The organism is Luteimonas endophytica, assembly GCF_029887875.1.
Lineage (GTDB): Bacteria > Pseudomonadota > Gammaproteobacteria > Xanthomonadales > Xanthomonadaceae > Luteimonas > Luteimonas endophytica.
In genome coordinates, this window is sequence record NZ_JARXRM010000023.1 from 62547 (window position 1) to 75980 (window position 13434).

Sequence of the window (13434 nt, forward strand, 5' to 3'; positions counted from 1 at the left end):
GGCGCCCGGCGCCCTTTTTCGTTGCCGGGATCCTGCGCCGCCGCGCGGATCCGGCGCTCCGATCCCCGACTTCCGGTAAACCCATGCTCAATCGCCTGCTCACCAGCGTCTTCGGCAGCCGCAACGAACGCCTCGTCAAACAGCTCGAGAAGGTCGCCGCCAAGGTCAACGCCCTCGAGGAGCCGATGCAGGCGTTGACCGACGCAGAACTGCAGGCCAAGACCCCCGAGTTCAGGCAGCGCGTCGCCGACGGCGAGTCGCTGGACAAGCTGCTGCCCGAGGCGTTCGCGGTCTGCCGCGAAGCGTCGCGGCGCGTGCTCGGCATGCGCCACTACGACGTGCAGCTGATCGGCGGCATGGTGCTGCACATGGGCAAGATCGCCGAGATGCGCACCGGCGAGGGCAAGACCCTGGTCGCCACCCTGCCGGTCTACCTCAACGCCCTGGAAGGCAAGGGCGTGCACGTGGTCACCGTCAACGACTACCTGGCGCGGCGCGACGCCGCCTGGATGGGCCGGCTGTACAACTGGCTGGGCCTGAGCGTGGGCGTGGTCTACCCGGGCATGCCGCATTCGGACAAGCACGCCGCCTACGGCGCCGACATCACCTACGGCACCAACAACGAGTTCGGCTTCGACTACCTGCGCGACAACATGGCGCTCTCGAAGGGCGACCGCTACCAGCGCGGGCTCAACTTCGCCATCGTCGACGAGGTCGACTCGATCCTGATCGACGAGGCGCGCACGCCGCTGATCATCTCCGGCCCGGCCGACGAGTCGCCCGAGCTGTACATCAAGGTCAACCGCATCGTGCCCTCGCTCAAGCGCCAGGAGGTCGAGGACGGCGTGGGCGACTTCTGGGTCGACGAGAAGCAGAAGCAGGTGCACATGTCCGAGGCGGGCCAGGAGCACGCCGAGGAGCTGCTGCGCAAGGCCGGCATCCTGCAGGCCGACGAGGGCCTCTACGACCCCCACAACATCCACGTGGTGCACCACCTCAACGCGGCGATGCGCGCGCACGCCATCTACCAGCGCGACGTCGACTACATCGTGCGCGACGGCGAAGTCATCATCGTCGACGAGTTCACCGGCCGCACCCTGACCGGGCGGCGCTGGTCGGACGGCCTGCACCAGGCGGTGGAGGCCAAGGAGGGCGTGCCGGTGCAGCGCGAGAACCAGACCCTCGCCAGCATCACCTTCCAGAACCTGTTCCGCATGTACGGCAAGCTCGCCGGCATGACCGGCACCGCCGACACCGAGGCCTTCGAGTTCCAGAGCATCTACGGGCTGGAAGTGGTGGTGGTGCCCACCCACCGGCCGATGGTGCGCAAGGACCACCCGGACGCGGTGTTCCTCAACCGTGCCGGCAAGTACCGCGCGGTGGCGCGCGAGATCCGCGAATGCCACGAGAAGGGCCAGCCGGTGCTGGTCGGCACCACATCGATCGAGGTCTCCGAACTGCTCTCGGCGCAGCTGAAGGAAGCCGGCATTCCCCACGAGGTGCTCAACGCCAAGCAGCACGAGCGCGAGGCGCAGATCGTCGCCAACGCCGGCCGCCCCGGCGCGGTCACCATCGCCACCAACATGGCCGGCCGCGGCACCGACATCGTGCTCGGCGGCGCCATCGAGACCGAACTGGCGGAGCTGGGCGAGGACGCGACCGCCGAGCAGAAGGCGCAGGTGCGCGCTGCCTGGCAGCAGCGCCACGACCAGGTCAAGGCCGCCGGCGGCCTGCACATCATCGGCACCGAGCGCCACGAGTCGCGGCGCATCGACAACCAGCTGCGTGGCCGTTCCGGTCGCCAGGGCGACCCGGGCTCCTCGCGCTTCTACCTGTCGCTCGAGGACAACCTGATGCGGATCTTCGCCGCCGACTGGGTGCAGCGGGTGATGGCGCGGATGGGCCTGCAGGAGGACGACATCATCGAGAGCCCGCTGGTGACCAAGCAGATCGCCAACGCGCAGCGCAAGGTGGAGGCGCACAACTTCGACATCCGCAAGAACCTGCTCGACTTCGACGACGTCAACAACGACCAGCGCAAGGTCATCTACGGACAGCGCGACGAACTGCTCGAGGCCGACAGCGTGCAGGAGAACATCGACGGCATCCGCGCCGACGTGGTGGCCGACGTCGTCGCGCGCCACGTGCCGCCCGAGTCGATCGACGAGCAGTGGGACCTGCCGGGGCTGGAAGCCACGCTGGAGCAGGAGTTCGGCATGCGCCTGGACCTGCAGGGCATGGTGCGTGCACAGAAAGAGCTCGACGCCGAGGGCATCGCCGCCCACGTGGCGGAGTCCGCCGAGCGCCTGTTCGCCGACAAGGAGGCGCAGGTCGGCCCCGAGACCATGCGCATGCTGGAAAAGCACATCATGCTCAACGTGCTCGACCAGAACTGGAAGGAACACCTGGGGCGCATGGACTACCTGCGCCAGGGCATCCACCTGCGCGGCTACGCGCAGAAGCAGCCGAAGCAGGAGTACAAGCGCGAGGCCTTCGCGCTGTTCTCCGACATGCTGGACAAGGTCAAGCGCGAGGTGGTCACGCTGCTGGCGCGGGTGCGGGTGCGCAGCGAGGACGAGATCGCGGCGATGGAGGCCGAGGAGCGCCGCCAGATCGAGGCCCGGCTGAAGCAGGCCCAGTTCCAGCACGCCGACGCCGGCGGCTACGGCGCCGACGAGGAAGCCGCCGAGCCGGACTACCAGAACGACGGCCCGCGCCAGCAGGCGCCGATCGTCCGCGAGGGCGCGAAGGTCGGCCGCAACGACCCGTGCCCCTGCGGCAGCGGCAAGAAGTACAAGCACTGCCACGGCCAGCTGTCCTGATCCAGGCCCGACGCCATGCCGCACGGCCCGCACCAGTTCGGCGGGGAGTCCGACCTCCCCCGTAGGAGCGGCCATGGCCGCGAAGGCCGCGGGTGGCTCCGGCCAGGCTGGCGGTGATCGCCGGCATTGCCCCCCGCGCCGGGTTTCGCGCGCATGGCGCGCTCCTACGGCCCTGCGCCGCCGCTTCGCTGGCGCGACCGACGCGGCTTCATGCCTGAGGCGCCGCCCGTCGAGGTCGTTGCCGCCGTCATCGCCGATCCTGGCGGGCGCATCCTGCTCACCCGCCGCACCGAGGGCCGCGACCTGGCCGGCCTGTGGGAATTCCCCGGCGGCAAGCGCGAGCCGGGCGAATCCCCCGAGCAGGCGCTGGTTCGCGAACTGCGCGAGGAACTGGGGATCGAGGCCGAGGTCGGCGCCGAGCTGATCGTGGTGCCGCATGCCTACCCGCACAAGCGCCTGCGCCTGGACGTGCGCCACGTGAGCGCCTGGCGCGGCACCCCGCAGGGGCACGAGGGCCAGGCGCTGGCCTGGGTGCCCCGCCAGCGCCTGGCCAGCTACCAGATGCCCGCGGCGGACCGCCCAGTGGTGGCCGCGCTGCTGCGGCCCGATCGCTACCTGGTGACCCCGGAGCCGGCGGCGGGCTGCGGCGAGGCCTGGCTCGAAGGGCTACGCCAGGCGCTTGCCGCCGGCGTCGGCCTGGTGCACCTGCGCCTGCCCGGCGTGGAGCCGGGCAGGCGCGAACGCTTGGTCGCCGCGGCCCTGGCGCTGTGCCGGGCGGCCGGGGCCCAGGGCATGATCGGCGCCGATATCGCGCTGGCGCGCGCCACCGGCGCGGGCCTGCACCTGCGCGCGGCGCAGCTCGCCGGACTGGTCGAGCGGCCGCTTCCCCCGGACCAGCCGCTGGCGGCCTCGTGCCACGGCGCGGACGAGCTTCGCCACGCCGAACGTCTCGGCTGCGACTTCGCGGTGCTGGGGACCCTCGCCGCCACCCCCAGCCACCCGCAGGGCCGCATCCTCGGCTGGGCCGGCTTCGCCGCCCTGCGCGAGGCGGTCTCGCTGCCCCTCTACGCCATCGGCGGTCTGGGGCCCGCCGACCTTGCGCAGGCCCGTCGCCACGGCGCCCAGGGCATCGCCGCCATCCGCGGCCTCTGGCCGCAGCACCCTCACCCCCCGGACCGTCCAACCCGCCCCCAGTAGGAGCGGGCCATGCCCGCGAAGACCCGCACAGTTCGCTCTCCCGCGAACGCCGTATTGCCCGGAACCGGCTCGCGCGTGCGCGGCCCGGACCCGGATTGGGCGTCCGCGGACCGGGCGCCGCGGGTCCGGACCTCCGTCCCGCACCAGACCATGCCGGCCTTCGCGACCATGGGTCGCTCCTACCGCGGCTGGCGACACCGGGTGGCGCCTACGCGCGATTCGGGAAACCCCGACCGGCGGATGCGGGGATCCCGGATTTCCGGCAGATCCCGCCCCCGCGAGGATGAGGCATGACCACGACCACCGCATCCCCGCCCCCCGTCCGCGGCCACGCCGCATTGCGCGCCGGCCGCGTCTCGATGCGCGGCCAGGCCCACCACGTCACCTTCACCACCCACGGCCGCGACCCGCTGTTCCAGGCGTTCCCCGCCGCCTGCGCGGCGGCGGCTGCCCTGAACGACCCGGCGCTGACGCCGGGCGCATCCGTCCTCGCCTGGGTGGTGATGCCGGATCACGTGCACTGCCTGCTCCGCCTGGACGAAGCCTTCCCTCTGGCGGCCATGTTGCGAACCCTCAAGTCCGGCAGCGCGCGGCGGATCAACCGGGCCACCGGCCGGACCGGCCGCGTGTGGGGCAGGGCATACCACGACCACGCGTTGCGCAAGGAAGAAGACCTGCGCAGCCTGGCACGCTACATCGTCGGCAACCCGATCCGCGCCGGCCTCGCCCGCCGCCCCGCCGACTACCCGTTCTGGAACGCGGTCTGGCTCTAGGTGTCATCCGGTCGGGGCCTGTGGATTCCGACAACGGCAGGTTCCCGTAGCAGCGGCCCATGGCCGCCAAAGCCGCGAGGGCATCCGGCCGGGTCGGCGGCAATCGCGGATGCGCCCCAACCGTGCCGGCTTTCGCGTGCATGGCACGCTCCTACGAGGGGCCACGCCGCGGTGCGGCCGGTCCAGCCATGGCCGGGACAGGCGGGCGGGCGGGCGGCCTACGCGGGCGTTTCGGCCGCCGCGGCCTTCGCCAGCGCACGGTAGCGCCGGTCGAGCGCCGCCACGTGCGCGTCCAGCGCATCGAGCGGGCCGTCGTTGAAGATCGTGTCGTCCGCCAGCGCCAGCCGCTCCCGGCGGGTGGCCTGGACCTCGATCATCCGGTTCGCCAGGGTCTCGTCGATGCCGTCGCGGCGGAGCAGCCGGGCCAGTTGCGCCGCCCGCGGCACGTCCACCACCAGGATGCGCTGCAGCCAGGGATAGGTCGCCCTGCCGCCGCCCTCGGCCAGCAGCGGGATCGCGGCGATGGCGTACGGCCCGGGTGCCACTTCGCAGGCCGCACGCAGCGCCATGCGCACCCGCGGGTGCACGATCGCCTCGAGCCGATGCCGTTGGGCATCGTCCATGAACACCCGCCGCCGCATCGCCGCGCGGTCCAGCGCGCCGGCCGCGTCCAGGATCTGCTCCCCGAACGCCTCCACCACTTCCGCCAGCCCGGCGCTGCCCACTGCCACCGCCTCGCGCGCCGCCAGGTCGGCGTCGGCCACCACCACCCCCAGCGACTCGAACCGCCGCGTGACCTCGCTCTTGCCGGACGCCACGCCGCCGGTCAGGCCGATGATGTAGTCGCTCATGCGCCCGTTGTACCTGCCTGCGGGCCGCGGCGAAAGGTGGCGGGAGTTTCCCGCGGACATGCCCGCGCCGCAGCGACACCGGCCCCCCGTAGGAGCGACCCATGCCCGCGAAGGCCCGCGCAGTCCCGCGCCCGGTTTTCGCCGCGATGCATGAGGGCGCGTTCCCCGGCAGGGACACCGAACCCTCGCGGCGAACGCACGCACGAGAGACGGCGCCGGCCTTCGCGGGCATGGCCCGCTCCTACAGGGTCAGGCCGGCGTAGCGGGCGTAGAGGGCCATCAGATCATCGCCCCACATGAAGAAAACCCAGCCGGCGATCGCCAGGAACGGGCCGAACGGGATCGGCGTGGCCCGGTCGCGGCCCTGTACCGCCAGCCACACCGAACCGATCACCGCGCCGGCCACCGCCGACAGCAGCACGATCGGCAGGATCCCGGCCAGCCCGCACCAGGCCCCCAGCGCCGCCAGCAGCTTGAAATCGCCGTGGCCCATGCCTTCCTTGCCGGTGATCTGCTTGAACAGCCACCACACCGACCACAGGCTCACGTAGCCCACCATCGCCCCCAGCAGCGCCGGCTTGGCGGGCAAGAACAGGTTGTCCGAGGCGGCGATCAATCCCAGCCACATCAGCGGCAGGGTCAGCTGGTCCGGCAGCAGCTGGGTGCGCAGGTCGATCCCCGCCAGCGCGATCAGGAAGCAGGTGAAGACGATGGCCCCGAACCCCTGCCAGCCGAACCCGAACCGCCACACGCAGGCCACCACCAGCAGCATGGTCAGCAGCTCGACCAGCGGATACTGGATCGAGATGGGCGCCTTGCAATTGCGGCACTTGCCGCGCAGCGCCAGCCAGCTGAACACCGGGATGTTCTCGTACCAGGCCAGCTGGTGGCCGCAGTGCGGGCAGTGCGAACGCTCCACCACGATCCCCGGCGGCGGCGGATCGTACAGCTCCGGCTCCTCCAGTATCTCGCGCGCGTCGCGCTTCCACTGCCATTCCAGGCGCCGGGGCAGGCGCAGGATGACCACGTTGAGGAAGCTGCCCACCAGCAGCCCGAAGCCGGCCGCGACTGGAAACCCGAGGCCCGGGTGCTGGTCCAGGAACGCCATCTAGCGGTGCGGCCCGGTCAGACCACCGCGGCCAGCTTGAAGATCGGCAGATACATGCCGATCACCATGCCGCCCACGACAATGCCGATGAAGATCATGATCATCGGCTCGATAAGGCTCGCCAGCGCATCCACTGCGTTGTTGACCTCCTGCTCGTAGAACTCGGCCACCTTGAACAGCATGGTGTCGAGCGCGCCGGCCTCCTCGCCGATGGCGGTCATCTGTACCACCATGTGCGGGAACAGGTTGACCTGCTTCATCGCCATGTTCATCTGGTAGCCCACTGCCACGTCGTCGCGGATCCGCAGCGTAGCCTTTTCGTAGACGGTATTGCCGGTGGCGCCTGCAACCGATTCCAGCGCCTCGACCAGCGGCACGCCGGCCTTGAAGGTCGTCGCGAGGGTGCGGGAGAAACGCGCGATTGAGGCGTTGTGCATGATCTGGCCGATCACCGGGATCTTCAGGATCATGCGGTCCACGGTGTGTTGCATTGCCGGCGAACGTTTGTAAGCGAAGATGAAGCCAACGATGGACGTAACCGCAATGAGGAGCATTGCCCACCAGTAACTCACCATGAAATCGCTCGCCGCCACGATCATTTGTGTGAAGGCCGGCAGCTCGGCACCAAAGTTCTCGAAAACTGCCTCAAACTGCGGAATCACGAAAATTAGCAGGATCGCGCTGACCAGAATCGCCACCACGATCACCATGGCCGGATAGAACAGCGCCTTCTTGATCTTGCCTTTAAGCGCCTCCAGGTTCTCCTTGTAGGTGGCGATGCTGTCGAGCACGGTTTCCAGCACGCCAGCGGCCTCGCCCACCGCCACCAGGTTGCGGGTCAGCTCGTCGAACTGTACCGGGTACTTGCCCAGCGCCTCCGAGAACGAGGTGCCGTTCTCGATCTCCAGGCGGATGTCGTTGACCATCTGCGCCATCTTCGGGTTCTTGTGGCCGCTGCCGATGATTTCCAGCGCCTGCACGATCGGTACGCCGGACTTGATCATGGTGGCGATCTGCCGGCTGAAGACCGAAATCTCTTTCGCAGAAATGGTGCGCCCGGTGCTGCCGAACAGCGGCTTGGGCTTGTTCTTGACCACCGTGGGGTTGATGCCTTGCTTGCGCAGCTCGGCGCGCAGCATGTTGGCGTTCTTCGCCTGCTGCTCGCCCTTCATCTTGGTGCCGCGCTTGTCGGTGCCCTCCCAGACGAAGGTGTCCAGGGTCACGCCCTTGCGGGCATTGGCGGGCAGGGCCGCCTTCCTGCGGGCGGCGGTCTTGGCGGCGGTGCGGGTGACGGCCATCGTTCAACTCCCCTGGTCCGGCCTCCCCGGGCCGGGTGATACCCGCATGGTAGCCGGTTGCGGGCGGTTGTGAAATTTGCGTTTGTGACGACCCGCAGGGTTTGAGCGGCCGGCCGGCGCGCCGTTCGTCCGGGCGGGGCGGCGACCCGGCGCGCCCGAGGTCAATCCTTGGTGACGCGGTTGATCTCCGCCAGGCTGGTCACGCCTTTCCTGGCCTTGAGCAACGCCGATTTGCGCAGGTCGTTGATCCCGGCCTGTTCCGCCACCTCGGCGATCTGCATGGCGTTGCCGCCCCGTAACACGATCTCCTGGATCTCTTCGCTCATCGGCATCACTTGGTAGATGCCGGTGCGGCCCTTGTAGCCGTTGGTGCACTCGTCGCAGCCCACCGCCTCGTACAGCTTGATGCCGGCGTGCACCTCGTCGGCGGTGAAGCCTTCGGCCAGAAGGGCCGGCTCGGGCAGTTCCACCGGCTTCTTGCAGCGGTCGCACAGCCGCCGCGCCAGGCGCTGGGCGATCACCAGGGTGACAGAGCTGGTGATGTTGTACGGCGCGATGCCCATGTTCATCAGGCGGGCGATGGTCTGCGGGGCGTCGTTGGTATGCAGGGTGGAGAGCACCATGTGGCCGGTCTGGGCAGCCTTAATGGCGATCTCGGCGGTCTCCAGGTCGCGGATCTCGCCGACCATGATCACGTCCGGGTCCTGACGCAGGAAGCTGCGCAGCGCGGCGGCGAAAGTCATGCCGCGCTTCACGTTCATCTGCACCTGGTTGATGCCCGGTACCCGGATCTCCACCGGGTCCTCGACCGTGGAGATGTTGCGCTGGTCGTCGTTGAGGATATTCAGCGCCGTGTACAGCGATACCGTCTTGCCGGAGCCGGTGGGGCCGGTAACCAGGACCATGCCGTACGGTTTCTGGATCGCCTCGACGAACAGCGCCTTCTGCGCCTCCTCGTAGCCGAGCTTGTCGATGCCCAGCTTGGCGGCGCTGGCGTCCAGGATACGCAGCACCACCTTCTCGCCGAACAGGGTGGGAAGGGTGCTGACGCGAAAGTCGATCTGCTTGGTCTTCGACAGGTTCAGCTTGATGCGCCCGTCCTGCGGCACGCGCTTCTCGGCGATGTCCAGCTGCGCCATCACCTTCAGCCGGGCGGTGATGCGCTGGTTCAGCTTCACCGGCATCTTGGCCGCCTGCTTCAGGATGCCGTCGATGCGTAGCCGCACCCGGTAGTCGGTTTCGTAGGGTTCGAAGTGGATGTCAGAGGCGCCCTTCTTGATCGCATCGATCAGCACCTTGTTGACGAACTTGACCACCGGGGTGTCGTCGCCCTTCACTTCGCTGGCGCTCTCGCTGGCGATCTCGTCGCCGCCGACCTCGAGGCCCTCGAGGCCATCTGCGTCCTCCAGCGCATCGCCGAAGCTGTCGCTGACCTCCAGCCAGATCTCCAGGGTGCGCTTGAGCGCGTCCTCGTCCACCAGAATGGGCTCCACCACCAGGTTTGTGTGGAACTTCACCTCGTCCAGGGCGTGGGTGTTGGTGGGGTCGGCGGTGCCCACGAACAGCTTGCCACCGCGCCTAAACAGCGGCAGCACGCAGTGCTTGCGCAGCAGTTCCTCCTTGACCAGCTTCACCGCCGCCTGGCTAGGATCCATGGTGGCCGGGTCGAACACCGGCATGCCGAACTCGATGGAGTTGGCGGCCGCCAGCTGGGCGCCGGTGACCAGCTTGTGCTCGCGCAGCCAGCCGGCGATCGGCTTGCGTTCGGCGGTAGCCTTGTCCAGGGCTTCGCGGGCGACGGTGTCGTCTAGCGCGCCGTCCAGCACCAGGCGGCGGGCGATGCCGGTGATACCGATCAGGTTGGCTGTAGTGGGGGAGGCCACAGCATTCATACAACGTCTCCATAAGAAGTCGGCGCCGTTCGGGCAGGGCGCTGAAACGCTTTTTCTAGGGCGCCATGGCCGATAGTAGACCTACTCCCTAGCTCCTAACATAGGGTGAAGCCGTTCCCCGGTCAGTTGCGACATTCGGCGGGCACGTAGCGGTTCTCGCCGGCGGTCCGCGCGCAACGCCAGGTGACCGGGTCGTCCCCTGTGAAGGTCGGAGTCAGTTCCAGGGTAACCGCACCGCCCTTTTGGGTAGTCGTTACCCTGAGCCGCCCATCCCCCAAGCAGGCAAGTGATGCCACGTTGGTGGTCGGGGCAGGCAAGCCTCCTATCCCGTCGCATGCATCCGCGGTCAGCGCGTTGGCGCTGTTGATGTTTTCGGTGACCAGGGTCTTCGCGCCACCCGCAAGCACCAGGGCTTCCGAAACCCGCGCGCGGACGGTGTAATCCTGGTAGGCGGGTAGTGCAATCGCGGCGAGGATAGCGATGATCGCTACGACGATCATGAGTTCGATCAGGGTGAATCCACGGGATCTCCCGCGTGGCTGCCTGCACATTCGCGTCTCCCCCCTCTGACGATTCATGGGAAGCGTAAGCAATGTCCGTGCCAGTCGATCTAGCGACTCTCTGTCCAGCGCGCAAGGTTCGGGCCGGCTCGGGTCGACCGCGCTGAAATGGAACCAGTTGCGGAACCAGTACGGATGAACTGTGATGGCCATCGCGGCCGCTGCTTCGCTGGGCTCCAGTGCTGGCGCACGAGATCCATATGTGTGTATCCGATCGAAGAAAATCAGATGCGGGAGGCGGTGTGCTTAGTGATCCGAAACCGCGCGCCGGCTTCAGCCGTCCCGCATTTTCGTTCTGGTGTTGAGCGGCACCAACACGCAAATCGCTGAACTGCTGCTATGAATTTGATTGCGGGCTTCAATCAAAATGTCCACTTCAACTCGATTCCTTGCGCGTGCAGCTCGGGGAGCGCTAGAGAGTCGTGGCAGAGGTGGCTTAGCTCGTCCGGCCAGCCGCCAACGAAATAGCGCAGATGACGCAAAAACCGTGTACTTGGCGCGCGCTTGTTGAAGATGGCTATGACATTTTCGGGAGGAGAACATGTGGGGGCCAAAAGAACAAAGCCCCTCTTAGAGGGGCTTTGTTGTAACTTATCGCGACTACGCGGTTAGTTACGGAGCTGCAGGCGCGCGGCACTCAGCCGGGTAGTACTTCGGATCGCTGCCGCTACCCACGCAGGCCCAAGTGGTGCCGATGGCGCCTTCGGTCGCCGGGACGGACGGGGTGTAGGTGAGAACAGTGTTCTTGGTACGGGCGGTACCGGTGACGGCAATCGCGCCGCTGGTGCCGTCGCAGCTCATCGACGTGGCGTTGACGTTCGTGCCCGGAATGGACGTGTTGACGCCGGCGCACGGGTTCGAGCCGGCGAGTACGCCGCCGTTGTTGGCGATGTTCTCGGCGACTGTGGTCTTGGCGGCACCGGCGAGCACCGCCAGTTCCGAGACGCGGGCGCGCACGGTGTAGTCCTGGTACGCCGGCAGCGCGATGGCCGCCAGGATGGCGATGATCGCGACGACGATCATCAGTTCGATCAGGGTGAAGCCCTGCTGCATCTTGCGAACGTTCTTCATGTGTATCCCCTAGGAGTGGATTGAACTTCACGTGCCGCGTGGCCGGCTGGCGCCGGGTCCGTTGGGCAGCCGTGCGACACCGCACGTGCGTCTGTGGATACGCAGGATGCGTGCCAACGAGGACATTGGGCGGGCGGTCAAGACGACGGGTCGGCGCCGGTCACAGAAGGGGTTGGTGGGTGGGGGCGGCCGGCTTCGGGTCGTGACCAAAATTGTCAGTTCCGTGCCAAAAGTGACGCGGTTTCGTAGCTGGGGTAAACCCTTGGAAGTGGGGAATTGTGACACGCTGCCCGGCGGGTCGCATCAGGTGGGACGATGCCGCGCGGCGGGTGCGGGTTGGTCGCCCTGGCCTGGCCAGGGCTGTACGGGCGGGACATTCTGAGAGGGTATAGGCGCGCTGCCTGGTAAGGACGCCACGGCCCGAACCTCCCGATGTCATCGCGGCGACGGGTCGTGCCTAAGGGCATTCGCTTCGTAGGAGCGTGCCATGCACGCGAAGCCGGCGTGGTTGCCGCCGCCCGCGATTGCCGCCATGGCGGCCGGAGCCTCCCGAGGTTTTCGCGGCCATGGGCGGCTCCTACAGGAGCGTTCGCTCTTCGTAGGAGCGCGCCATGCGCGCGAAGACCGGCGCGGGCTGCCGCGCCGGGGATCACCGCCGACCCCGGCCGGCGCCACCCGCGGCTTTCGCGGCCGTGGGCCGCTTGTATGTTTGGGCCTGTCGGGGCGGAGGGACCTGAGCCGCATCTGGCCTTTGGCACAGACCGTAGGAGATTTCGTCCCCCCCACCACAGCGCCCATGAGGAATCCATCGGCCGGCGTGTGGCGCCGGACCGACCATCTCGGCAAGCGAGCGCCGGGGCCCCGACAGGCTGATCCACGCTACCTCGGAGATCCTGTCATGACAACAGAACACCCCCTGTGCATCGGCATCGACGTCAGCAAGGCCGAGCTGGCCATCTATGACGGCAGCAGCTTCATCACGGTGGTCAACACCACCAAGCAGATCAAGGCCTGGCTCAAGACCCTGACCGGACCGGCCAGGATCGCCGTCGAAGCCACCGGCACCTATCACCTGCAGGTACTGGAGCAGGCGAGCCGGAAGGGCCACGCCCTGTTCGTGGTGGACGGCTTCCGGCTCAACCGCTACCGCGACAGCGTCGGCGGTCGGGCCAAGACCGACCTGGCCGATGCGAAGCTGCTGTGGCGCTACCTGCGCCACGAGTACGACCATCTACGCCCCTGGGTGGCCCCGCCGCCCGGCTACGCCCGCCTCAAGCGCCTGCTCAACCGCCGCGCCAAGCTGGTCAAGATGGGCGTGGCGGTGCGCCAGAGCCTGGCCGGGGTGCCGGAGCTGCGGACCGCGTGCCGCAGCCTGTTGGAACGCCTGGATCGACTGCTGGCGTCGATCGACCGGCTGCTGCAGCACCAAGTGGAAAAGTCCGGGCTGCAGGACCAGATCAAGCGGGTTGGCGCCATCGAGGGCATCGGCAAGCTCAATGCCACGGCCTTGACCACCGCCTACCTGCGCGGCGCGTTCCGCAGCAGCGACGCCTTCATCGCCTTCCTGGGCCTGGACGTTCGAATCCGCGACTCCGGCCGCCAACGTGGCCGCCGCAAACTCACCAAGCAGGGCGACAGCGAGACCCGACGCCTCCTGCACAACGCCGCCATGGCCGCCTCGCGCAGGGGCCGATGGCACCAGCTGCACCAAGCCAACCTGGCCCGGGGCCTGACCCGCATCCAGAGTCTGGTCATCGTCGCCCGCAAGCTCGCCCGGCTCGCCTTCGCCCTGCTCAAGAGCGGAGCCCAATACCGCCCACAACCGACCTGAGACCGTTGCAGCCGAACATAGAATCTCCTAC

General features: G+C 68.2%; 10 protein-coding genes. 4 read left to right on the forward strand and 6 right to left on the reverse strand.

Features of this window, described 5'->3' with window-relative positions:
- The first annotated feature begins 83 nt into the window (after positions 1-83).
- The 3 genes from secA to QFW77_RS05260 all read left to right on the forward strand — a co-directional run bounded on the left by secA (position 84) and on the right by QFW77_RS05260 (position 4792).
- A complete protein-coding gene (gene secA, locus QFW77_RS05250; protein WP_280573292.1) occupies positions 84-2822 on the forward strand; it encodes a preprotein translocase subunit SecA in 2739 nt (912 codons plus the stop codon).
- Positions 2823-3032: 210 nt separating this feature from the next.
- Positions 3033-4019, forward strand: coding sequence for a Nudix family hydrolase (locus QFW77_RS05255; protein ID WP_280573293.1), 987 nt, complete (start codon positions 3033-3035; stop codon positions 4017-4019).
- Positions 4020-4309: 290 nt separating this feature from the next.
- Complete coding sequence (locus tag QFW77_RS05260) at positions 4310-4792, forward strand: REP-associated tyrosine transposase (RefSeq protein ID WP_280573294.1); 483 nt, start codon at positions 4310-4312, stop codon at positions 4790-4792.
- A 218-nt stretch (positions 4793-5010) separates the two neighbouring features.
- On the opposite strand, the gene coaE is transcribed toward QFW77_RS05260, so the two are convergent.
- From coaE to QFW77_RS05290, 6 genes are all read right to left on the reverse strand, one after another.
- The gene (coaE, locus tag QFW77_RS05265) at positions 5011-5643 is read right to left on the reverse strand and encodes a dephospho-CoA kinase (protein ID WP_280573295.1); all 633 of its coding nucleotides are present in this window, start codon (positions 5641-5643) and stop codon (positions 5011-5013) included.
- A 241-nt stretch (positions 5644-5884) separates the two neighbouring features.
- Positions 5885-6751, reverse strand: a complete 867-nt coding sequence (locus tag QFW77_RS05270; RefSeq protein WP_280573296.1) for a prepilin peptidase — start codon at positions 6749-6751, stop codon at positions 5885-5887.
- Positions 6752-6768: 17 nt separating this feature from the next.
- Positions 6769-8049 (reverse strand): type II secretion system F family protein, encoded by a 1281-nt coding sequence (locus QFW77_RS05275; protein WP_507185092.1) that lies wholly within the window; start codon positions 8047-8049, stop codon positions 6769-6771.
- A 161-nt stretch (positions 8050-8210) separates the two neighbouring features.
- A complete protein-coding gene (gene pilB / locus QFW77_RS05280) occupies positions 8211-9941 on the reverse strand; it encodes a type IV-A pilus assembly ATPase PilB (protein WP_280573297.1) in 1731 nt (576 codons plus the stop codon).
- Between the two features lie 122 nt (positions 9942-10063).
- Complete coding sequence (locus tag QFW77_RS05285; protein WP_425603280.1) at positions 10064-10492, reverse strand: pilin; 429 nt, start codon at positions 10490-10492, stop codon at positions 10064-10066.
- 621 nt (positions 10493-11113) lie between these two features.
- Positions 11114-11572: a pilin gene (locus QFW77_RS05290; protein ID WP_280573300.1), complete on the reverse strand. Its 459-nt coding sequence runs from the start codon at positions 11570-11572 to the stop codon at positions 11114-11116.
- A gap of 898 nt (positions 11573-12470) precedes the next feature.
- On the opposite strand from QFW77_RS05290, the gene QFW77_RS05295 reads away from it, so the two are divergent.
- A complete protein-coding gene (locus QFW77_RS05295; protein ID WP_280573192.1) occupies positions 12471-13403 on the forward strand; it encodes a transposase in 933 nt (310 codons plus the stop codon).
- Positions 13404-13434: the final 31 nt, after the last annotated feature.